The organism is Pontixanthobacter sp. CEM42, from assembly GCF_017812015.1.
In the GTDB taxonomy this organism is placed as follows: Bacteria; Pseudomonadota; Alphaproteobacteria; order Sphingomonadales; family Sphingomonadaceae; genus Pontixanthobacter.
This window is the reverse complement of sequence record NZ_JADQTN010000002.1, coordinates 937,288-960,014: the sequence shown is the minus strand read 5'-3', so window position 1 is coordinate 960,014 and position 22,727 is coordinate 937,288. Positions and strand designations below refer to the sequence as shown.

The 22,727-nt window shown below is 54.9% G+C and carries 20 protein-coding genes; 14 read left to right on the top strand and 6 right to left on the bottom strand.

Features of this window, described 5'->3' with window-relative positions; genetic code table 11:
- Window positions 1-129: 129 nt before the first annotated feature.
- The 5 genes from J9777_RS14520 to J9777_RS14500 all read left to right on the top strand — a co-directional run bounded on the left by J9777_RS14520 (window position 130) and on the right by J9777_RS14500 (window position 8,845).
- Window positions 130-1,971 (top strand): CocE/NonD family hydrolase, encoded by a 1,842-nt coding sequence (locus J9777_RS14520; RefSeq protein ID WP_209349496.1) that lies wholly within the window; start codon window positions 130-132, stop codon window positions 1,969-1,971.
- A gap of 206 nt (window positions 1,972-2,177) precedes the next feature.
- Window positions 2,178-2,783, top strand: coding sequence for a CerR family C-terminal domain-containing protein (locus tag J9777_RS14835; protein ID WP_209349495.1), 606 nt, complete (start codon window positions 2,178-2,180; stop codon window positions 2,781-2,783).
- Window positions 2,784-2,785: 2 nt separating this feature from the next.
- Window positions 2,786-4,279: a TolC family protein gene (locus J9777_RS14510; protein ID WP_209349494.1), complete on the top strand. Its 1,494-nt coding sequence runs from the start codon at window positions 2,786-2,788 to the stop codon at window positions 4,277-4,279.
- The gene (locus tag J9777_RS14505; RefSeq protein WP_209349493.1) at window positions 4,276-5,604 is read left to right on the top strand and encodes an HlyD family efflux transporter periplasmic adaptor subunit; all 1,329 of its coding nucleotides are present in this window, start codon (window positions 4,276-4,278) and stop codon (window positions 5,602-5,604) included. Before J9777_RS14510 ends, J9777_RS14505 begins: the two co-directional genes overlap by 4 nt.
- On the top strand, window positions 5,597-8,845 hold the full coding sequence (locus J9777_RS14500) for an efflux RND transporter permease subunit (RefSeq protein ID WP_209349492.1): 3,249 nt from the start codon (window positions 5,597-5,599) through the stop codon (window positions 8,843-8,845). Before J9777_RS14505 ends, J9777_RS14500 begins: the two co-directional genes overlap by 8 nt.
- Window positions 8,846-9,054: 209 nt before the next feature.
- On the opposite strand, the gene J9777_RS14495 is transcribed toward J9777_RS14500, so the two are convergent.
- Window positions 9,055-9,687: a tyrosine-type recombinase/integrase gene (locus J9777_RS14495; RefSeq protein ID WP_209349491.1), complete on the bottom strand. Its 633-nt coding sequence runs from the start codon at window positions 9,685-9,687 to the stop codon at window positions 9,055-9,057.
- Window positions 9,688-9,987: 300 nt separating this feature from the next.
- On the opposite strand from J9777_RS14495, the gene J9777_RS14490 reads away from it, so the two are divergent.
- From J9777_RS14490 to J9777_RS14465, 6 genes are all read left to right on the top strand, one after another.
- Window positions 9,988-10,344: a DUF3489 domain-containing protein gene (locus J9777_RS14490; protein WP_245228770.1), complete on the top strand. Its 357-nt coding sequence runs from the start codon at window positions 9,988-9,990 to the stop codon at window positions 10,342-10,344.
- Entirely contained in the window at window positions 10,344-10,796 is a 453-nt protein-coding gene (locus J9777_RS14485; protein WP_209349489.1) for a DUF2924 domain-containing protein, read from the top strand. Before J9777_RS14490 ends, J9777_RS14485 begins: the two co-directional genes overlap by 1 nt.
- Window positions 10,789-12,459 carry a recombinase family protein gene (locus tag J9777_RS14480; RefSeq protein WP_209349488.1) on the top strand — a complete coding sequence of 557 codons (1,671 nt, stop codon included), beginning with the start codon at window positions 10,789-10,791 and terminating at the stop codon, window positions 12,457-12,459. The genes J9777_RS14485 and J9777_RS14480 overlap by 8 nt, the downstream gene beginning before the upstream one ends.
- 368 nt (window positions 12,460-12,827) lie before the next feature.
- A complete protein-coding gene (locus tag J9777_RS14475) occupies window positions 12,828-13,988 on the top strand; it encodes a site-specific integrase (RefSeq protein ID WP_209349487.1) in 1,161 nt (386 codons plus the stop codon).
- 165 nt (window positions 13,989-14,153) lie between these two features.
- A complete protein-coding gene (locus J9777_RS14470; protein WP_209349486.1) occupies window positions 14,154-14,327 on the top strand; it encodes a helix-turn-helix domain-containing protein in 174 nt (57 codons plus the stop codon).
- A 73-nt stretch (window positions 14,328-14,400) separates the two neighbouring features.
- A complete protein-coding gene (locus tag J9777_RS14465) occupies window positions 14,401-15,507 on the top strand; it encodes a hypothetical protein (RefSeq protein ID WP_209349485.1) in 1,107 nt (368 codons plus the stop codon).
- Window positions 15,508-15,850: 343 nt separating this feature from the next.
- On the opposite strand, the gene J9777_RS14460 is transcribed toward J9777_RS14465, so the two are convergent.
- Both J9777_RS14460 and J9777_RS14455 read right to left on the bottom strand, forming a co-directional pair.
- Complete coding sequence (locus J9777_RS14460) at window positions 15,851-16,519, bottom strand: VTT domain-containing protein (RefSeq protein ID WP_209349484.1); 669 nt, start codon at window positions 16,517-16,519, stop codon at window positions 15,851-15,853.
- A complete protein-coding gene (locus J9777_RS14455; RefSeq protein WP_209349483.1) occupies window positions 16,516-17,253 on the bottom strand; it encodes an SDR family NAD(P)-dependent oxidoreductase in 738 nt (245 codons plus the stop codon). Before J9777_RS14455 ends, J9777_RS14460 begins: the two co-directional genes overlap by 4 nt.
- A gap of 93 nt (window positions 17,254-17,346) precedes the next feature.
- On the opposite strand from J9777_RS14455, the gene J9777_RS14450 reads away from it, so the two are divergent.
- The 3 genes from J9777_RS14450 to J9777_RS14440 all read left to right on the top strand — a co-directional run bounded on the left by J9777_RS14450 (window position 17,347) and on the right by J9777_RS14440 (window position 19,798).
- A complete protein-coding gene (locus J9777_RS14450; RefSeq protein WP_209349482.1) occupies window positions 17,347-17,832 on the top strand; it encodes a Crp/Fnr family transcriptional regulator in 486 nt (161 codons plus the stop codon).
- 188 nt (window positions 17,833-18,020) lie between these two features.
- The gene (locus J9777_RS14445) at window positions 18,021-19,109 is read left to right on the top strand and encodes a hypothetical protein (RefSeq protein WP_209349481.1); all 1,089 of its coding nucleotides are present in this window, start codon (window positions 18,021-18,023) and stop codon (window positions 19,107-19,109) included.
- Between the two features lie 47 nt (window positions 19,110-19,156).
- Window positions 19,157-19,798, top strand: coding sequence for a recombinase family protein (locus J9777_RS14440; RefSeq protein WP_209349480.1), 642 nt, complete (start codon window positions 19,157-19,159; stop codon window positions 19,796-19,798).
- Between the two features lie 139 nt (window positions 19,799-19,937).
- Here the strand turns inward: J9777_RS14440 and J9777_RS14435 are convergent, their stop codons facing one another.
- Genes J9777_RS14435 through J9777_RS14425 form a run of 3 tightly spaced genes read right to left on the bottom strand, consistent with a single transcriptional unit; the run spans window position 19,938 to window position 22,727 of the window.
- On the bottom strand, window positions 19,938-20,723 hold the full coding sequence (locus J9777_RS14435) for an SDR family oxidoreductase (protein WP_209349479.1): 786 nt from the start codon (window positions 20,721-20,723) through the stop codon (window positions 19,938-19,940).
- Window position 20,724: 1 nt separating this feature from the next.
- Window positions 20,725-21,144 (bottom strand): nuclear transport factor 2 family protein, encoded by a 420-nt coding sequence (locus tag J9777_RS14430; RefSeq protein ID WP_209349478.1) that lies wholly within the window; start codon window positions 21,142-21,144, stop codon window positions 20,725-20,727.
- Window positions 21,141-22,727 (bottom strand): N,N-dimethylformamidase beta subunit family domain-containing protein, encoded by a 1,587-nt coding sequence (locus J9777_RS14425; protein ID WP_209349477.1) that lies wholly within the window; start codon window positions 22,725-22,727, stop codon window positions 21,141-21,143. Before J9777_RS14425 ends, J9777_RS14430 begins: the two co-directional genes overlap by 4 nt.

Genomic DNA, 22,727 nt, shown 5'->3' with positions numbered 1-22,727 from the left:
GGGTGAACGCTCGCATCGGCCCAATGCCCGCCGAGCATTCCCCGAGAGATAAAGCGCCGAAAAATGAGAGCGCAAACTGATGGACGCCGCGCGTAGGCGCCACAGAAATAGAGCGGAGATGACCAAGTCATGTTGAAAAAAATCGCCATAGCCGTGGGCTCACTGCTTACCCTGGCCATTGTCTTGGGGTTCGCTGCAATTCCGTGGGCCTTTTCGGCCAAATACACCGGTCCAACCATCACGATGAAAGACGGCAAAGAGCTTGTCACCTTCGTACGGTTGCCAGAGGGCGACGGCCCCTTTCCAACCCTGATTGTCCGTTCGCCATACGAACTGCCGCACACCCCGCTTTCCGGCATGCCGACCGAAGACTTTACCGATGTTCCCAATTCCGAACTTGGTAAGATCGGCTGGCCGGAAGTGACCGAAGCTGGATACGCACTGGTTATACAGCACACTCGGGGGCGGATCGGTTCACAAGGTGCGGCGCTTGGTTTGAAAGATCGCGAAGACGCGGTCGAGTTGATCAACTGGGTCAAGAAGCAGCCGTGGAGTAACGGCAAGATCGGAACCACCGGCGATTCCATCGAAGCGATCATGGCGATGTTGGCCAATGACGAAGCACCAAATCTGATCGATGCTTCCTACGTCCAGATTGGCACCCCGAACCTTATCACAGATGCCATGTATGGTCCGGGCGGTGTGCTCAAACTGGAAACGTTCCTCCCTTGGGCTGGCGAGCAAATTCTGACCGCCGACAAAAACCATTTCACCGAAGTGGGGTATGGCCCCATTGATCGCAGGACTGCCCGCATTGGCATGGGTCTTAAAGTCTGGGACATTCTCAGTGATCTTGAGAACCCACAGAACCTTGATGTCTGGAAGCATTTGCCAATTAAGGATTATCCTCATTTCGCAGAGGCCACTCCGTCATGGAACGCCATGCTGGATGCAAAACCCAATAGCGCCGCAGCAAAACACTATGATGCGTCATTGACCGATGTACCGACCTATTATGTCGCCGCATGGTTTGATGTATTTGCACCATCCCAGATCACCGCCTTTGCGCGGGGTGAGAAGGAGGAGCTCAATCAACGTCTCTTGATCCTGAACGGCACGCATTTCACGCCGGAGGATCCATCGGTTTGGCCCATCAAGCCAATGATCCCGTGGTTCGACTATCTCTTGAAAGGTGATGAGAGCGCGTTGGACGATATGCCGCGCGTGATCTTCCCGATCGCGAATGCCAAGAATGAATGGTATGGCGCAGACACGTGGCCGCTGAGCGCGTCGGAGACGAGCAAATGGTATCTGTCTGCGAATGGCGGGCTGGCGATGTCCGAGTCTGGGCCAACTGAGTCGGCCACGCGCACCTATGATTATGATCCCGACAATCCTGTCCCGACCGTTGGTGGCCGGAACCTGATGATTTCACACGGACCGCTGGATCAGCAAAAGGTCCGCGGCGACAAGCGTGACGATGTCCTGTCCTATGACAGTGGCAAGTTGACCGAAGAGGTCGTAATCGCAGGCCACGTGTTCGGGAACCTGTCAGTAAGCTCCAATGCGCCTGATACGGACTTCACCGTAAAGGTCCTTGATATCGCACCAGATGGAACCGCCACTCTGGTGACTGAAGGCATCCTTAGAGCCCGTTTTAGGGAAGGCCTCCAGAAAGAAGTCTTCATGAAATCGGGCGAGACCTATCAGGTCGAGATTGACCTTGGTCCGATCGCGTGGCGCTTTGGCTCAGGTCACCGCATCGGCATCGACATTTCATCAAGCAACTTCCCGCAATGGGCTAGGAACCTGAACACCGGCGCTCCCTTGTATTCCAGCGTTGAGAGAATGGTGGCGAAAAACACGGTTTTCCATGGTGCCAAGAACGGTTCATACATAGAGCTGCCAATCATATCGGATTGGGGAGCAGTCGAGCGGCTAACAGACTTCAGAACATCGGCCAGCAGATAAGTCGGCAATTGGGTCGTTAGCCGACTGGCCGCTCTGTGAAACTAGACGGCCAAAAGCAAACTGACAGCTAACGACCCACTTCTAGACATCCCGCTCCAAGCCGACTTTTATTGCACAAAGACTTTTGTGTCGTCGGCAGCTTGTATCGGTAACATTCATCGGAACATCCCATTGCAATTCGTTCGAACGAACAATAGGAAGATGGTGTGAAGCAACGACTCATAGAAACCGCTATCGAGAAATTCGGCAAGCACGGCCTCGATGGAGCGAGCACGCGTGATATCGCGGCCGCTGCGGATACGGCGATGAGCTCGATTACTTATCACTTTGGCGGGAAAGATGGGCTTTATCAGGCCGCCGCTGAACACATCTTCTCGCATTTGCGCAATTTGCTTTCCGACCCACCGATTGATCTGCCCTCAGCAGATGCCTCTGACGAAAAGCGGCTGGATGTCGTCTGCACCATGTTGGGCCGGGTTGCCGGTTTCATGCTGCGAGATGAATCTGCGGCGTTTTCGCTATTTATCGCCCGCGAGCAGCAATTGCCCTCCCCGCTGGTACGGGAATTGATGCGCAATCATATGGAACAGACCATGAGCCGCCTATCCGGCCAGATTGCCCTGCTAAGGCCGGAGATGGATCAAGTTGATGTTCGCGCAACCGCACTTTTTCTGTTCGGGATGGCTGTGACGTTGCGGCATTCACGCACCGCACTGCATTTGCTGATGGAAGTGGATGAAATCGACCAGAAATTGAAACAACGGCTGCTTACTCGTCTCGACACGATCATACGCGCAGCGCTGAAGGAGTGATGATGGCACGCTTTCGCACTTTTGCCTTGGCGGCGGCCACACTCCCGCTGAATGCCTGCATTTCTATGGCGCCCGCCGCAGAAGCGCCCTCTATCGTCAGTGAAATGCCAGCGGCATATTCGGCTGCGGAAATTGACGGCGCATATCGTCCCACAGATTGGTGGAAAGGGTTTTCCGATCCTGTTCTGAACAGCCTCGTGAATGACGCGCTTAGCAACAATCTCGATATCGCCGGGGCGGCGGCGCGGGTAGAACAAGCCAGCGCGCAGGCACGCATCGCGCGCTCGGCCTTGTTCCCGGCAGTTTCGGCCAGCGCCGGTACGAGCTATTCGGACAGCCCGCTGGCGGGAAGTGCGTTTGGCGGCTTTGGCGGTGGCACCATCGACCGACTTACCAACGAGACATATTCGCTGAGCATTGGCGCTGCCTATGAGCTGGACCTGTTCGGACGCGTGCGCGGTGATTTGGCGGCGGCGCGCAATGATGCAATTGCGGCCGAGTTTGATTTCCGGTCGGTCCAGCTTGCCTCTGCAGCAGAGACTATCAGCACCTATTTCGAAATCGTCGATACGCGCCGCCAGATCGAACTGACCGTCCAGACCGCAGAGCTGCTTGCTGACCGCGCAGAGCGGACCAATGATCGCTATGCTCGGGGGCTGGCCGAGAGTTTGGAACTGTATCAGGTGCGGCAGGATCTTCGAAATACGCAGGCTAGTCTCCCGCGTTTGGAAGCTGCATTGACGGCGGGAAATGGCCGGTTGGCGACGCTTGTGAGAGCTTATCCAACTGCGTTGCGTGAGCGTTTGGACACCGCGCTCACGCCCCGGCTTGTGTTTGAACCTGTGCCCGCCGGGCTGCCGTCGGATATTCTGGCGCAAAGGCCCGATGTCGCGGCAGCATGGACCCGGCTTGAGGCGGCGCGGCAGCGAATTGGCGCGCGCAAGGCGGAGCGTTTTCCGACGTTGCAGTTGAATGCATCGCTCGGCAGTCAAAGCGACAATCCGGGCAGCGTGTTCGATTTTGCTGACAATTGGCTGCTATCGCTCGGTTCCACTCTGGCTGCACCGATCTTCGACGCAGGAAGAATTTCTGCCAATATCCGTGCGGCACGCGCTGCATATGATCAGCAAGCGGCCGCCTATGCCAAGGCTGTGCTCACGGCCTATCGCGAGGTTGAAGTCGCGATCGATGATTATGAAGAAAAGCGGCAGCGTTATGATCTGATCACTGGCCAGCTCGCTGAAGCGCGCTCTTCTCTTGAGTTGCAGTCCAGCCGGTTCGAAGCGGGCGTAGGCAGTTACACTGCCTATCTCGACGCATTGCGGGCGGTCTATCAAGTCGAATCCAGTCTTTCCAGCGCGGCGCGTGATGTCGCTTTGTCGCGTCTTGGCATTCACCGCGCTCTCGGTGGCGATTGGACCTCACAAGAAACTCTTGCTCCCCTGACTATGGTTCCCACTGCGGCACCCAAAGACATTGAAGGAAATGCGCAATGAAACGGCAAGCTCTTTGGGCGATTGGCTTGTTGGTCAGCGCATTCGCGATTGCAGCCTTGATGATCATTCTGCGGCCCGAACCAGAGGAAGAGGAGCAGGTTGAGCAGGTCCCCTTGGTTGAGACGATAGCCTTCGGAGCCGCATCTGGCCCCATTCAGGTGCTGGGTTCAGGAACTGTGCAGCCACGCGAGGAAGTTTCTATCGGTGCGGAAGTCGGCGGCCAACTGACCTTCGTGAACAGCAATTTCCGCGAAGGTGGCGTGGTGGGGGCCGGCGCAATCTTGTTCCGTATCAACACGACAGATTACCAGAACCAAGTTCGCACTGCGCGCGCTGATGTTGCCGCGCAGGATGTCGCCGTGCTTCAGGCGCAACAAGAGGTAACGATTGCGCAAGCCGAACTGGAGCGGTTCGCGCAGCGGCAGAATAGCGGCAGTGCTTTGGCGACGGTGATTGATGCCGATGATTATGCATCGCGTATCCTTCCGCCGCAGGAAGCAAACGGAACTGCTGCAGCGCCAATATCAGCGGAGCGGAAGAAATCTTCGCCGAGCAATCTGGCTACCCGAGAGCCACAACTGCGCTCTGCCAAAGCGGCACGCGAACGGGCTGCTGCCAATCTTGCCAATGCGCGGACGTCCTTGGCAAGAACACGCGTATCCGCACCGTTCACCGGCATTGTTCGCAGCGAGACTGCGGCAACAGGCACGCTCGTTCAGCCAGGCCAAGTACTCGGCTCGATTGTCTCGACATCATCCTATGAAGTGCGGATATCACTGACCGAGGCCGAGGCGGCGCTTATTCCAGATGTTTTGAAAGACAATAATGCGCGTATCCCGGCCAGCGTATTTTCCGATTTTGGCGGATTGACCTATCGCTGGGACGCATTTGTTGATCGGGCGAACAATATTCTGGACGCGCAAACGCGGACGATCGATATTTTTCTGCGCGTGCCCAATCCGCTGCGCGGGGGCAAGCTGGTGACTGATGGAGAGGCAGCGGGAACTGCGCCGCCACTCTTGCTCGGCAGCTTCGTTCGCGCTGAAATTACCGGTGCCAATCTAAGTTCCTATGCCGCGATTCCGGCTGAATATCTCCGAACGGGCAACAAAGTATGGGTCGTGCGTGACGGCAAGCTACGCATATTGCCCGTGCGTGTAATCCAGCGGACAGACGCGCTCGCCTATATCACTACAGCCAGCCTTTCCGAAGGCGGTCGCTTGGTAACCAGCAGCTTGCGCGCTGCAGTGGACGGTATGGATGTGCGAGTAAATTCCGTCACACCAGAGCCTGCGCAAGATACGTCGAGCTCAGCCGATGAGTGATCCTGGTACCGATCAGGGTCAAGCGGGTGATGGCGCTGCACTAGACCGGTTCGGTAATGCTGCCGAGGACAAAGCGCGCGACCGCCCGGGCGTGATCGCTTTTATGGCAAAGAACGGCGTCGCCGCGAACCTGTTGATGATCGTGATGCTCGTCGCGGGCTATATGTCGTTCAACACGATCACGCAGGAAGTGTTTGCTGAGAGCAGTCTCGACACCATCTCGGTTTCGGTCGCCTATCCCGGCGCCACGCCTGAAGAAATCGAGGAATCGGTTGTCCAGAAAATCGAGGAAGCCGTCGAGGCGATTGAGGGCACCAGGGAAATAACCGGAACGGCATCCGAAGGCATCGGCACCGTTAAAGTCGAGCTGGAACTTGGCACCGATATGGACCGCGCACTGGACGATGTGAAATCGGAAATCGACCAGATCCAGACTTTCCCCGGCGAGGCGGAAGAGCCTGACGTACGCGAATTGACCACGCGGCAAATCGTGATGCGGCTGGCGCTGTACGGGGATGTTTCGGAATCGACGTTGAAGGAAACAGCCTATGTCTTGGAAGACGCAATCGCTGCCCTTCCTGACGTTAGTTATGTCCAAACCAGTGCAGTGCGCGACTATCAGATTTTCGCTGATGTGCCACAGGATAAGCTCCGCGCACTTGGCCTATCGTTAACCGATATTTCGCAGATCGTCGCTGCAAACAGTCTCGATACACCTGCTGGTGCGATTGATACTGATACTGCGGAAGTGCGGGTGCGAACGGTTGGTCAGAACTACAACCAGACCGATTTTGAAGACATCGTAATCCTGACGAGCGCGGATGGAAACATTCTAAGACTGGGCGATATCGCAACGGTTGAAGACGGTTTTGCAGACACGGATTTGATCACCCGCTTTAATGGCAAGCCGGTGGCGTTTGTGGATGTCTACCGCACTAGTGACGAACGGGTGTTGGATGTTTCTGCTGCCGTGCGCAAGTTGCTGAAGACCGACTACCGCACGCCGGTTGGTGTGGAATATGCGATCTGGGATGACGATTCCGAACTGCTTGACGACCGTCTGAGTCTGCTACTGAAAAACGCCGTTATGGGTCTGATCCTGGTTCTAATCGCGCTAACTCTTTTTCTCGATCTGCGGCTGGCATTCTGGACAGCCATCGGCATTGGCGCGACCTTTGTCGGCGCGATCTTCATTCTCGACTGGGCGGGCTCCAGCATCAATATGTTCTCCCTTTTCGGGTTCATTCTCGCACTGGGCTTGGTCGTCGATGACGCCGTCGTTGTGGGCGAGAATATTTACGCTGAACGCGAACGTGGTCGATCGGGCATTGGTGCAGCCATCGCAGGTGGACAGCGGGTTAAAGTGCCCGTCTTTTTCGCAGTCGCTACAACCGTCACCGCTTTTTCGCCGCTGCTCGCGGTGGGCGGTACAATCGGTAAGGTCCTCGCAGATATTCCGCTGGTCGTGATTGCGGTTCTCGGCCTTTCACTGGTCGAGGCGCTACTGGTTCTCCCGCACCACTTGAGCCATTTGCCGGAAATCGGCAGTCGCTCAAAAAACCGGGTTTTGGCGAAGGTCGAGGACGTGCAGGCTGCGGTTGACCGGCGCTTCAAAGCTTTCGTTGAGGGCCCGCTCGACCGCGCTTTGCGCTTCACTGTGGCAGCACCCTACCTCATCCTCGCCGCTGGTGTAGCCATCCTGATCGTGGTCGTGGCCATGCTGCCAGGCGGGATTATCAAATTCTCGTTTTTCCCAAATATTGAATCCGATACAGTCTCCGCCTCTCTGGAAATGCCTGCCGGGACTACGGTGGAACGGACAGCAGAAGTTACGCGGCGGATTGAAGCCGCTGGTAACCGCGCATTGGAGCGCTACACCGATGGTGACGCGCAGGATGCTGCTTTCTTGGAGGCGATCTACACAACAATTGGCCTTTCCGGCGGCGGCGGCGGCCCCGATGGCATTGTCGATAATTTTGCACCCAACCTGGCCAAAGTCCAACTTAGCCTAGTGTCGTCCGGAGACCGCGATGTCTCATCGGCGGAAATAGAAGAAGCATGGCGCGAACAGCTGGGCCCTGTGCCCGAAGCGCGATCTTTAGCGATATCGTCTTCGCTGTTGTCTGCGGGTGACCCGGTCAACGTCCGATTGTCGGACTCCGACCCTGAGGTACTGGACCGGGCATCTGCCCAACTGATGACTGCGCTCCGGCGCGTGAGCGGAGTGTTCGACATCGAAAGCGATCAGGACGAAGGAATGCAGGAGATTGAGCTGCGCCTCAAGCCATCCGCACGCACCCTTGGTGTAAGCCTACAAGATGTTGCTGGACAGGTGCGTGCAGCGTTTTTCGGTGCGGAGGCAGTCCGGGTCCAACGAGGGCGCGAAGACGTCCGCGTCTACGTCCGTTTACCGGAGGAAGAACGCAATTCGATTGCCGATATAGAACGCTTCCAAGTTCGCGTTCCAGGCGGGCAAGCACCCGTCAGCAGTCTGGCGCGGGTCTCGTTCTCCGAAGCGCCATCGGTCATCCGCCGCGAGGCCGGGCGCCGTGTTGCAACGGTGACCGCCGATCTGGATGACGAGATTGTGACCAGTCAGGAAGTTGCACAATTACTCGATAGCGAGATTATGCCCGTGATTGTCGCCAACTATCCCTCCTTACAATATAGCTTCGGTGGAGAGCAAGAGGAGCAAGCAGAGAGCTTCGGCGATTTGGGCAGCGCGTTTATGCTCGCGCTGGTCGTGATTTACGGCCTACTTGCGGTGCCATTCCGATCCTATATCCAGCCCATGATCATCATGGCGGCGATACCTTTTGGTATTATCGGCGCTCTTCTGGGGCATCTCATATTGGGCATTCCGCTGGGCATTCTGTCGATGTTCGGGATCGTCGCACTGTCCGGTGTGATCATAAACGGCGCACTGGTGCTCATTGATTTCGTGAACGAGAATCTCGCTGCTGGAATGGAACGGAACGAGGCGGTCATTGATGCGGCGAAATCTCGCTTTCGCCCGATCATGCTGACTGCCATCACAACCTTCTTGGGCGTCGCACCAATCACTTTCGAAACGAGCCTGCAGGCCCAATTCCTGATCCCTATGTCCGCTAGCCTTGGCTTCGGCGTCCTGTTCGGAACCATCTTGCTGATTCTGCTCATACCCGCACTTGCGATCATCCAAATGCGTGCAGTCGACCGGTTCAAACAAATGTTATCCTCCAGCCAGGCTGTGACGACTTAGGTTGCAGCGTCTTGTCATACTAACTGCATCTCTTGCGGATTGAGGCAGCTAGGGTAGAGCGGTTCGAAGCCGACAACTTCAAAACCGGCCAGTCCATTTCGCTATTTCAAGTCAATGCCTGAAGTGATCCGTATGGTGGTTTGAATGTATGTCCGCTTTCCACCCCAAAAGCGGACGCCAGCTCGCTGAGAGCTAGCGCCCAAGAGCAGTCAAATCTCAGTCTTCTCAGCCAGGGTAAGTGCGTCTTCGATATCGACACCCAAGTAACGGACCGTATTCTCAATTTTCGAGTGCCCAAGCAGAATTTGAATTGCTCGAATGTTACCCGTGGCTTTGTAGATTATCGAAGCCTTGGTCCTTCGAAGTGAGTGGGTCCCATATTCCTCCGGCCGCAGCCCAATTGCCTCCACCCATTCATCAACCAGCCTTGCGTATTGGCGTGTGCTGAGATGGCGTGAATGATCAACTCGACTGGGAAAGACAAAGTTCTCAACGCTACCACCCCTGAGCTCGAGCCACGCGAATAGGCTTGCTCTTGCATCTGCGGCGATCTCAAATTGGACAGGTCGTCCTGTTTTTCGTTGGGTGATCGTGGCGCGTTTCCGAATTTCAGACCCTGACACCAGATCACCGATCTTTAGCTCGACCAAATCACAACCTCTGAGCTTGCTATCAATCGCCATATCGAAAAGTGCGCGATCCCGAATGCGCTGCTCGCGATCAAGGTAGAACCGGATTGCCCATATCTGTTTCTGTTTGAATGGCCGCTTTGGGCCAATCTTCGCTCCAAAGTTCCAAGGCACGCGGTTTTGGGAAGCTGGATCAAATTGCGAATATGTCATTTACTTTCTCCTTGGCCGGAATGGCCTCCAAGAACGTCCGCTTTCAGTTGCTAAGAAATTGGGTCGCCACGGCTGAAACGGCGCAAAGCAGACATAAACGTAACCGCCCGATGCGGAGTGAAAGTTCAACCAACGCATCTGCGTGACAGTCGCATGTTCCATTGGACTTCGTGCGCACAGCAAGCATTGGTGCTCATGCGAGTCGACCGGTTCGGCCGCAATGCCTGACAGCTCAAAGCTGCTCAGGCCTTGGTTGGTGAGCCCAGCATTATGCTGGCTCACCAACCAAGGAGAACCTTCATGACCACCGCGACCAAAACTTCAGCCAAAGCCCGCAATCGCCGCATGGCACGCATGTCTGCCGATAGCGGCGGCGACAACGAGCAAACAGGCACGAAGAAGCCTGCTGCAGGAATTGCAAAGGCAGCTGCCAAACCCAGCGAGACACCGAAGAAACCGGCCAAGATCGACCTAGTCCTCAGCATGTTGTGCCGCGCTGAAGGCGCAACGCTTGACCAGATGGTCGAAGCCACAGGCTGGTTACCGCATACCACACGAGCAGCACTGACGGGCCTGAAGAAGAAAGGTCATGTCATCAGCAGCGAGAAGATGGACGGCGTGCGCACCTACCACGTCGCGGTATCCAGTAACGCGTAATGGATTTGGACGTGAAGATCGGGCGGCTTATTGAGATGAACCCGTCCCAGAAAAAGGCTGAGTGGCGCAAAGTGTTCGGCTCACCTGCGCCGCCAGCCTTTGGTATCGCATTGATGACCCGCGCTATCGCCGCCCGATATCAGGAGAAGGCGCTGGGCGGGCTCACCAAAGCGGAGCTGCGCATGCTCGAAGTCGAGTCGCGGAAAGATAAGCGCCATCCACGCTGTGTCAGGGCTACAAGCGTCAAACCCGGCACATGGCTCTCGCGCACATGGCATGGCGAAGTCCACGAAGTGGTGGTGCTCGAAGGGGCTTTTGAATATCGCGGCAGCCGATATCGCTCCCTCACCGCTATCGCCAAGCATATTACCGGCTCCGCATGGTCAGGCCCGCGCTTCTTCGGCCTACACAGCTCCCGCCTCGGAGCCTTGGGAGTGACGCGTCATGACTAGCGATACGAAGACGATGCGCTGCGCGGTCTACACGCGCAAGTCCACCGAGGAGGGTCTCGATAAGGCGTTCAACAGTCTCGATGCCCAGCGCGAGGCTTGCGAAGCCTATATCCTGTCGCAGCAGCATGAGGGCTGGAAGGCGCTGCCAGATCTTTATGATGATGGCGGGTTCTCTGGCGGGAGCATGGAGCGCCCTGCCCTGCGCCAGCTGCTCGACGATGTGAAGGCGGGCAAAATCGATGTAGTGGTCGTTTACAAGATCGATCGGCTTACGCGGGCGCTCTCTGACTTTGCCAAGATCGTTGATGTCCTTGATCAAGCTGATGCGTCTTTCGTGAGCGTAACGCAGGCGTTTTCGACCACTACCTCAATGGGTCGCCTGACATTAAATGTCCTGCTCTCCTTTGCGCAGTTCGAGCGTGAGGTCGGAGCCGAACGCATCCGCGACAAGATCGCCGCGAGCAAAGCCAAGGGCATGTGGATGGGCGGCGGGGTTCCGCTTGGTTACGAGGCCAAAGATCGCAAGCTTCAGGTCGTCCCAGATGAAGCAGCGATAGTTTGTGCAGTCATGGAGCGATATCTGGCGAGCGATTCCATACGCACGCTCGTGGAAGAACTTCGCTGTGATGGCTTCGTTAGCAAGCGGCGTGTGATGAAGGATGGATCGGTTCGAGGCGGCGTACCGTATAAGCGCGGCGCACTGGCTTACATGCTGTCGAACCGCATCTACGTTGGTGAGGTGGTCCATAAGGACAACGTCTATCCCGGCGAACATGATGCGATCGTCAGCCGCGAGGTCTTCGATGCCGTCCAAGCCAAGCTGGCGGACCGAACTGCCAGCAAAGATAGTGCGGTGCGAAGGCGCGTGTCGCTGCTCGCTGGTATGATCCGCGATGACCATGGCCGTCCGATGTCGCCTTGCCACACGCGCAATCATGGGCATCGCTATTCCTATTACGCTTCAAGCATGAACGACGATGCTTCCAGTCCCGCACTACGGCTGCCCGCTGGTGAACTCGAATTATCGGTCAGGACGACGATTGCAGAATGGCTGCGCAATGGAGATCGGATACGAGAGTTGGCAGCAGGACAGAGTGCCGATGATACCGAGCGTCTGTTCGAGTGCTGCTCAGATTTAGCAATGCGCATTAATACCACGCCCGTTGCAGAGGCTCGAAGCTTGCTGGAGCAACTTGCACTGCAAGTGTCGGTCACGGCCAGAGCTGCCAGCGCGTCTTTTGAATTATCGGTGCTGGGTTCAATGGCAGGGTTGGCGAACGTCTCCGAGAAGCGCATCAGCCTCGCCATTCCAACCAGTCAGTCAAATTACGGTCATGAGCCTCGGCTGCGATTGGAGCCAACTGGATCAGGTTCAATCTCCCGCGACGAGCGGCTTGTCGAACTGATCGCGCGCGCGTTTGCGGCGCGGGAGCAACTGCTCGGTCTCGACCAGCATCAACTGGACGCTCTGCCGGTTACCAAGCTGCGTCATCTCCAGCGAACTGCGCGGGTGAGTTATCTTGATCCAATGATCATCCGAGCCATACTCAGTGGCACGCAACCCTCTCGGCTCAGTGCCCGTTCCATATGGCGCATGAGCGATTTGCCGCTCGACTGGGCTGGCCAACGTCAGGCGATTGGGACCCACGCCCCACAATCATAATATCGGTAGTAGGTCGCTTTTTTGGCCGCAGAGAATCTGCGCCTAATACCCGCGCAATTGCGAGGTCAGCGCGTCTCTGTTTTGGATGTTGCCGAGTTGCTGCACGGCAAAGCCACGGAAATGCGGGGAGAATTTGCGCTTCAGCTAGCCAGCGTCTCGAATATCGAAACGCGACGAACTGGGTGGTGAGCCCTGCTGGGTTCGAACCAGCGACCTACTGATTAAAAGTCAGTGCAAAAGAGTTGGCCATATCTCTGAAAATTCTATATTATCCGTTTAATATCAGATGATTATTTTATCCATACTTTTGCATCAGTGACTATTAACTCGCATGAATTAGCATCATTAATCGGACTTCTATCGGACCAATGCCAAAATTATCAACCATTCGCCTGACACAGAAATTTTGCTCTGAAGCCTTAGCGTCATCTTCGTCAGCTAAAACCTACCGTTGCTGTGAGGTTCGAGGTCTCGGATTGAAGGTTAGTCCCCCCGGGCGTAAGGTGTTTATATTTAGCTATTCAATTGAAGGTCGGGAGAAACGACTGACGATTGGGCAGTTTGGTCCATGGACGCTGGCGGGTGCCAAGAAGCGGGCCTCCGAACTGCGAAGAGAAGTGGACCAGGGCCGTGACCCGTTAGGTGAAAAAGTCGCAGCCAAAAGTGCTCCGACGTTCGCGAATGTTTGGGGTTGGTATCGCGATCACTTTTTTGCGGGCTTGTCAGAAAGCCATAAACGCGATCTCAAAGCATCATGGGAGCGAACAATCATTCCCTACTTTGGGGCAAACACCAAGCTCCAACAGCTCTCGAAGGCTGAGATTCAAGCATTCCTAGACAAGGTTTCCAAGGACCGAGGCAAGGTTACTGCAAATCGCAGTCATAGTTATTTGCGCAGCGTGTTGGCGAAGGCTGAAAATGATGGGTGGATTGACAGCAACCCTGCTGCAGGGGGCATCCGGAGAAACAGTGAGCACGGTCGCGAAAGGTACCTTAGCGAACGCGAATTCGGCGAACTGACCAAGGCCCTAGAGCGTCGACGGGGGGAAGCGAGTGCCGACGCAATCGCAATCATGATGTTCACTGGTGCAAGAAAAACCCAGACACTGAAAATGCGATGGGCGGACATCAATTTCGAGGCAGGACTGTGGATAGCTCCATCGTCGAGCACGAAGAACCAGAAGCCTCATAGAGTTCAACTAAACTCAATTGCGCACGCAATCCTACGTCAACGTTTCAAAAGCGCTGGATCAAATGAGTTTGTCTTTCCGAGCTGCAGCGCAACGGGCCGTTTGCAGGAGGTCAGGAAAACATGGGGTAGCCTTAAGCGTGAAGCGCAGATCACGAATTGCCGGTTGCATGACCTTCGGCACACTTTTGCGAGCTTCCTTGTCTCTGATGGGAAGACGCTTGAATTGATCGGCGCCATGCTCGGGCACTCGCAAATGCAGACCACCAAAAGATATGCCCATCTCCAAGATGCACCACTTAAAGAGGCCGCTGAATCGATCATCAAGTTCGCAGACTAGCTTTTGCAATTATTGCAAATTCAATAGCATACGCTGTTTTTTTGACTCACCAATAACTATTGCTTGCTATATTGAATCAAGAGGTTAGGCTTATGGGGTAAGTCCAAGGAAGGCGCTGTAGCCTTTCCTGTGTCTGCGGCGCTTTCTCCAGATGGAGAAAATGACATGCCGAAACTGTTCACCCGACAACAAGCTGCCGACTATCTTGGTATAAGCTATAGCACCCTGTGTCGCTGGGCTTATCTTGGGGAAGGCCCAAGCTTTTGCAGAGTTGGAAAGCAGCCGCGCTATCGCATGGCTGATCTCGAACAATATCTTGAACTTCAGCAAACCGGCTAAGGCTAGTGACCTCTGCCAATCTCGATCTACTTCGTCAGCCGCGATACAGCGCATCTAAGCAAGGTGCGATGTAATGGGCTACTCAATCATCACCACTTTGCCTTATCCTACTAACAAGCCGTCAAATGAAGATATCAATACATTCAAAGACCAGTTCCCCAATGTGAGAGATTATCCGAATGGTCATCGTATTAGGATATCAGATCCAAAGCCTGATAAGATCAATCTGACTATCCCGCTAGTCGATGAGGTTTTGACGGATAAGTTGGCCAAAGAGTGCCCCTCTGACATGCGTTGTGAGCGGATCAGTCAAGTCTTTTGCAGCGGTTCCGCAAACTCCTCCATCATCCCATCATCGGTAAGGCCGCATTTCGCGAAACCCTACAATCGGGTGTTTGAGATCGATTTTGGCACGCCCGGGGCTGTTCTGCGTTGTGAATTTAGAGACGGGAAAAAGTGCGGCAGGTTGCTTTGTTTGTCATTCAACCCGAGCAATGTCGGCCCTAATGGTCACAAGGAGTTCGCTGCTCTGCTGTTTGGATGCAGCTGGTCGGCTGGCCCAGCCATTTTCAAACGCTCAACATTTGCGCAATGGGCAAAAGTCACGCGTATTGATTGTGCAGTTGATTGCACAGGCATTCGGCCAAACGAACTGGTGATGCGCCATGACACTGTAAAGGCGCTGACCCTGTATTCGTCTGGGTCGAGCCTAGAGACAATCTATCTGCGAAACGCTTCACAACCAGACAAGCACGCGCTTGTGAAAGCTTACGACAAAACCGCGGAAGTATTGCTCAAAGGCGGCGATCTGTCGCCTTGGCCAAATCAGGTGACGCGTATCGAAGTGACACGAAAGGGACTGCAGCAGAAGTATCTCGAAGACGTTTTCGACTTGCCTGATGCGTTTCGTAAAATTCGATGCGGCTACGCCTACTCCCAAGGGGCTGATTGTTGGAAACGCTTTCAGGCTTTCCGATGCCTCCGACAAGAGCATGGCCTGCTCGGCGCAGTTGAATTGATGGGGCTCTCTGTCGACAAAGCAACCGCTCTTGAGCAGCTAATAACGAAGGTGCCGACCCCCGATCTAGTAAGGCCTAAAGTCTCTTGGCAGGGTTGGAAAACCGGATGCAAAAAGACAGGGATACAAGCCCTTTTGGATTGTCCTAAGACACCGTTTTAAGACAGCCCTAGAACGCGCTTAGCATCTGTGTCCCTGTTCTGCTTTCATCGGTCAAAAAATCTGTCGATTTTTCAGCCCCTTGCGATCTTTTGCAATCAATTTCACTTCGCCCTTCACTCCCCAAGCAAACGCAATTTTCTTACTTGATCTCTTGGGCGCATCTCCAACCGAAAAGCAGATAGCGGAATGTCTGCAAATGAGGTCAGGTCGCCTAATGGGCAACGTCGGTGTTTGGGAGTGTTGGCAGTCAGGCCGCTCTTAGCGTCAAAACCTAACTAGCTGCCAGTCTGCTAGCAGAATGCGCCCCATTCTTATGGGGGTGGAAGCGGACATCTCTCTGTCTTCAAACAAGCAGCCGCGCTCCGCCTTTCATCCACCATTTCCGGTAGAAGAACCAACCCGCCCACATGACCGCATAGAGCCCCAAGGCGGCAAAGATTGCTGGGCGCGGATCATCCAAAGTGCTGACCGAACCCGCATAGGCAGCGATGCTCATGTAAGGCAGCGTTCCGATCAGCCAAAACATTGCAAAGCGCGCCAGCGGCATTTTCGTCATTCCAGCCATGCAGGCAGTCACTTCGGGCAGGATCGGAGCAGCCCTTGCGAGCATGATCATACCCGGCCCATGCGCGGTAAATGCATCGCGCATTTCGCTTCGTTGCTTTTTGTCGCGGATAACTCTGCTCAGCGCGCTCTCACCCCAGCGGCTGCAAATCGCATAGCCGCCAAATGCGGCCAGTGCGGAACCTGCCATTGCGGCGCTAAAGCCCCATTCAAAGCCGAGGAAGTAACTGCCCACAATAACAATCGTCAGCGTCGGCACAGCAACAAACAAATCGATGGCAAGCAATCCGATCACCACTGCGGCAACGGTAAGCACAGACAAAGTGCTCGCCAGCTCCAACCACTCACGGACATTATTCTCTGTCAAAATACCCAGCACGCGGCCCAGAATGAATGTCGAAGCAAAGATAGCGGCGATGGTCAGCATGACCTTTAGCAGTGTTTTCATGAGTCACCTTTTTGCATGATACGGTTGGCGATTGCTGGGGAAATGCGGTTGACGAGGCGCAACAGCGGCACCTTGCCAATGTCGATGTCGGTCTTGCTTCGCTCGATCCCTGAAATGATCTGGCGAGCGACCTCGGTTGAGGAAAGTTTGCCACGCCCACGTCCTGTAGTCATGGGAGTGTCGACCAGCGGCAGGAAGGCTTGGCTGATTTGCACGCCTGTTCCGGCCAATTGCGCACGCAAACCACGTGATAAATTGTCGAGGCCTGCTTTGGTTGCGCAGTAAATCGCCGATTCCGCCTTGGGCACCAGACCAAGCCCAGAATTCACGTTCAGGATGACGCTGTGCTTGCTCTTCTGAAGGCTAGGCAACAAGCCGTGAATGATCTGGGCCGGACTGGTCAGATTGATAGCGATCTCTGCCGCAATGCTGGCCGGATCAAAATCGGCATCGGTAAAGCGCGGCAGGAACTGCACGGCGGCGCAATTGATCAATACGTCGATCCCGTTTGGATTTTCCTTTGTTATCTGAGCAATCGCAGAGCGCACGCTGGCCTCTTCCGCCAAGTCTGTCGCAATATGCTCGATATTGGCTGACTGCGGCAAAACGCCTTCAGGCGGCGCACGACGCGATAGGTTGATGATACAATTGGCCGCGCTAAGCATGCGAAGCAAATCAAGACCGACACCAGAACTGCCGCCAGTCAATACGATAGTTTTGTTTTCGAGTTTCATGGCGCTAGGGTATTGCTGATCCGCGCGCCGCCGTAATTAACCGAGGTTCATTTGTCGCTATTTCAAAAGCTTATGATCCAAAATGGGCGCAAAGTGGCATTGGAATCAGGCGATCATGCCTTTATGCAAGGCGATAGCAATTCGAATATCTACTTCGTGCAGTCAGGCCTTCTGAAAGCCTATTACATTCGCGCTGATGGCAAGGAGCATATCAAATCCTTCCTTCCAGAAGGGTCGATAATTGGCAGCATGGTGGCGCTGGTAGATGGTGATCCATGCACCTTTAGCCTGGTCGCAAGCGAGCCGACCACGACCATCGCTCTGCCTTACAAAATTCTAGCCGACGCCGCACAAAGTGACATTGGGCTAGCCAACGCACTGGTCGGTTTTTTGGGCACCTATGGCAAGCGCAAAGAACAGCGCGAATATCAACTGCTAAGCCTTTCTGCTGAGGACCGCTTTGCTTTGCTGGTTGAAACCATGCCCGACATTGCAGATCGAGTTAGTCAGGCTGATCTGGCAGCCTATATCGGCATCACTCCGCAGGCGCTCAGCCGGATCAAAAGGCGTTTGAAATAGCGATCCCGCTCATTCGATTTCCATGAGCAACAAATGTCCGCAATTGGGTCGTAAGCAGACTGGCTCCTTTCGGGCGCCCTGTCTGAACACCATTCGCTCGGCGCTGAGCTAACCCTTGCTCTTCGCCAGTAACCTTTCAAGAAAGGTGATGGGACCAAGCACGGCGACCTCCCGATAAGGAGGTCACATTGCAATTACCTAAATCAAGCTCGTCCGTTCCGTCTGATTTGCTTCTCGCAATTCGAGAGGCACCAACTCCCAAGATCAAGCAAATGCACATCCCGGACAAATGGGTTGCATCGAGCCTACTGCAAAAGGCGATCCGGCGCGGGCAAGCCGACTTTGCCCTTGCTGCGGGTAGCTTCTTGCACCAGCTAGACCCGCGCATTGTGTGGCGAAGGTTGCCGCTCATCGGATGGGAAGATGTCTCATTCGGAGATCTCGATGCGTGCTGCAATGCAAGCCAATTGGCGCGCAACAAACGATTGCGAACCAAGCTTGGTGGTGACTGGCATACTGCTGCTTGGTTCATCAGCAGGTTCTGCGGAGCCCCAAAGAACCGGATCACCGATGATCTAGTGACAGTTCTAGAACACGCGCCTTCAGCGCCGGCTATCATTTCACAAGTTTCTAAGCTGGACGACGGCGACCTGCGTAGATTGTTGACGCCTACCGATCGCTGCATATTGCGGCGTGCCGCAGCGACATGGCTACTATGCGGGACTGACAAATTTCCTTCCGAGGCTATGCCTGCTCGTTCCGGTGATCTTGCCGCCTATTTTCGATACTTCGCGAGGGACTCGGCTGCTTCAAATCTAGCGGTTATCGGTGAGGCTGCATCGAAGTCGACCAAAACAATCTTCCCCGCCCTAACAGCCATGCTCTGGGAGGAATGGTCTGAGAACCAATCGACCTTTGAGATCGTCAAAGACCAGTTGAACTGGAACGCTACCATCGGTGACGTCCCTGCCTACGCTTATGATGGCCATACAGCCAAGGGCAGCAGGTATCTGCGCAAACTGGGCCGAGTAGATGCCGAACTCGCGATTTGGCTGATTGAGGTGCTACCAGCCGAATTGCACGTTCCAATGCTCAAGAAGTTCGCTTTTAGATCTGTGGCCTCCCTGTGCAATCAATTGCACAACTGGGGTAACATCCAGAAAGTCCGAACTCTTGCCGACAGCGTCGGCTTCCATCTCGAACAATCGGTCTTTGCGGAAGGCATGGAGCTGTTTCGCACCGCCGCCAGCCGATTTCCGATTGAGGAGATTGGCTGATGGCGCATTCCGTAACACACAAACCAACCTTTACATGTAACCCCCGCATGAGCAGCGAGTTACCAGTGCCAGCCGCTTACCTTCGAGTAAGCACACAAAGACAAGGTCAATCAGGCCTAGGTCTCGAAGCGCAGCGCAGTGCAATCATTGCACTGGTTGGTTCCTTTGGGTTCCACGAGTTTGTGGAGATCGAGAGCGGCAAAAAGAGCGCGAGACCTGAACTGAAGGCAGCGCTGGCTTATTGCCGCAAGCATAAGACAAAGCTCATCATCGCCAAACTAGACCGGCTTGCTCGCAATGTTCATTTCATTAGCGGCCTTATGGAAAGCGGCGTTGATTTCGTAGCGGCCGATATGCCTCAAGCTGACCGGTTCATGCTGCATGTTTATGCAGCAATGGCGGAAGAAGAAGGAAGAAGGATCAGTGAGCGGACCAAAGCAGCTTTGGCAGCAGCTAAGGAGCGAGGTGTCGAGCTTGGGCGGAATGGAAAGTTACTGGCCAAGCAAAACCGGAGCGAAGCAGTCGAGTTTGCAAGAACGATCACCAAAGAAATCGACAAGTTAGGCTTGGGCGTCTCGGGAAGCTTGAGAGAAGTTGCCTCGGCGCTGAACGACGCCGGAATTAGGACTAGAAACGGAAGCCACTGGCACCCAACATCAATCGCTCGATTGCTTAAGAGGATTGATTGAACGCATTTGCTCGATATCAACCGGAACTGGGCCGATTGCAGACATTCCGTTTTTGTCCAGAGGTAACTCCAAAGCGGTCATTCCACTCACGACCCATATCTTGGACGAGTTTTCATTGCTTTCGTTTCAATGGTTCCGGTTAGAATGGGTAGTTCGCGGCCTTGGCCATGACCTGCTGAACCCACTTGTTGGGGAGAATAGCTGCCAGTTTACGCTCTACTTTGGCGCGGAAGCCTTCAACCCTGTCGTAGTGGCCGCTGCGAGACTGGGCAGCATTCCAAACTGCATCAGCGACGTTCTCTGCGGTAATGACAATGTCGTTCGCGGTGAAAATCTCTGATCGATCACCCTGCGTCATCTCAGTAGCGACAAAGTGTGGTGCAATTGCACAAACATGGATGCCATGGCGTTTCCACTCGATCGCCAAAGCTTCGGTCAAGCCGCGCACAAAGAACTTTGATGCTGAATAGCTGGCGATGCTTGGCACGCCGCGATCCGCCGAGCCGGAGCTAAGGTTGATCAACGAAGCCCTATCGCTCTTGGAGAGGTAGGGGAAGGCAAGGTATGCGCCACAAAGAACGCCATTCGCGTTCACCGCCATCAATGCCTTGTGCTGCTCTAGACTGACCCTCTCGAAGTGGTCGTTGAATAGGACACCGGCGTTATTCAGCATACAATCGATAACACCATCATTCACCGCGCCGAATTTTGAGAGCGCCCCTTCAAACGCGTCAGAATCCGTGACATCAAGCCGCTCGTAAAAGTGATCATCTCCCAGTTCTGCACGCAGCTTATCAAGACCAGCGGCGGAAACATCGGTTGCACCCACTCGCCATCCTTCATTGGCAAAGCGTTTTGCAGAAGCGTAGCCGATACCTTGTCCAGCCCCGGTGATGAATATGGACTTTTGCCTACTGCCAGACATCTCAGGCAGATTCCGCAGGGCTTAAAGCTTGTGGTCGGATCGCAGAGTTGAGGCCCGGAATATCCCAAGCTTCAGCAATCTTGCCATCAACAACCCGCCAAACAACGGCGGCATCGGTTTCCAAGCTCATTCCATCCAGCGTCATGTTCGGTAGAGCGTGGACCACCACGAGTTCATCGCCTATTGGGTGGATGTTCCTCATTCCAACATTGAAGGTGCCGCCGGTCTTCTCAGCCAGATCCTTAAAGAACTGCATCCAGCCGTCAAAGCCGTGATAGGTTTTGTTCAGCTCGGGCAGACCTTCATTGAAGTAGTGCCATTTGAAGTCTTCAGCAAAAGAGCTTCGAACTTGCTCAATCTCGGGAGACGTAGGCGCGGGAAGGTTTGCAAAAAATGCGACATTTGTTTCAGGCGTGTTCACAGTGAATTCCTTTCTTGATCGTTGCATTGCACTCCAAATTTGTTGAGCACATTCTGCGTGATTTTGTTGACGAATGGGTCCTTTGCGGAAAGCCCGTGCACCCATTCGGTGGTGCCCGCGTTGAAGACCTCTCCTTTGCCGCATTTGAAACTCGCCATGACAGCATGGCCACGCATCAGTTTGCCGCGATTGGTTTCTGAATCTTCGCCAAAGGTCACTCGGGTCAGGATCTCGCGATCCTCCAGCGGAATGATCTTGGGGAAGGGGCTGCGGTCCGATTCCGCCAATGTGGCGGGCGTCGTCGCGATGATCTCTAGGTTCTCAGGGACGCCCAAGCCGCCTCCGGCTTTTGGCAATCCGTCTTCGCCGAACTGGATCGGGCAACCATCATTTTCATACCCGATGAGAGGCACGTTCCCGCCGATCACATCGCCATAGTAAAGGTCAGTGTCTTTGAGGGCCCAGTGCTCGTCATCGTAGATCGTGTAGGCCGCGCTTCCACGTGCTGCGCACATGCCAATCCGGTGATAGCCGCCATAAAGAAATGACAGCCCAAGGAAGCGTGCTTCGGGAGCGGAAAACTCAGGATGAGACCAGAGATGCGTAGCCTCTTGGCGGGTCGCAGGATCGGCCCAAAGCGGGTCATTCTCCTCGCCCGCCCATTTGTGTGCCACGAGCGTCGTACCATTGTCCTCCCAGCGGACTTTCCAATAGCACGTGTTGCCAGAGAAGCTGACGAAGTTTCCGCCGGCCTTTGTGAACTCCTCAACCGCGAACCGTTGAACGCCAGACCAATACTCGCTGTGCCCAACCACGAGAGCCGTTTCATACCCCGACAAAGCCTCTGGATCGCGCTCAAAGTCGTGATCGGTCAGATAGTCCAGTTCGTATCCGTGCTCTTCTGCCCAGATCGCAAAGACGTGCTCCCACTTCTTTAAGAAACAGGCCGAACCATCGTAGGGTGTGGGCCGGTGCTGCATGGCCCAGCCCAAGTCTCCCGGTATCGGCATTTGTCCGACATCGCGTGGCTCGTAGTTGATAAGTCTCGGCGGTTCACCCGGTGGAGCAATCAGGCCTTGGGGGTATGGGCGCATTCGTGACAAGTGAGCAATGGCACCATCACGCGAAGCATCAGGTGTGACCCGCCCCTCGACTAGCGCCATCACATCGGCATAGGCGTTGCATCCGCCCCAATAGTTGTAGGCAGTATAAGTGTTGGTCGAGAGTATGAGCACAGCCTTGGCTTTGACCTCACCCTTAGATTTGCGAACGCAGAGAAAGTGCTGGCTCGATCTTCCTTCCGCGTCGGTCAATGTCAGATCGTGGTAACCCGTTTGCCATTCCTCGGCGACAGTGAAGCTAAAGCACTCTGGCCAACCACAGCCAGCCGTGTCTGCGTTATCTGGAATGGGGTGATTGCCGATCGCGATCCCCTCAAACCGAGCAACTTCCACCGTGTCTTTGCCAACTCGTGAAACCACTAGCGTGCAAAGGCTGGCGGGCGCGCTGGCGAACAAACGGATGGTGTCGCCGCCCGTCGCGCTTACGCAATCAGGATAGAACCATGGACGATCAACGGTCAT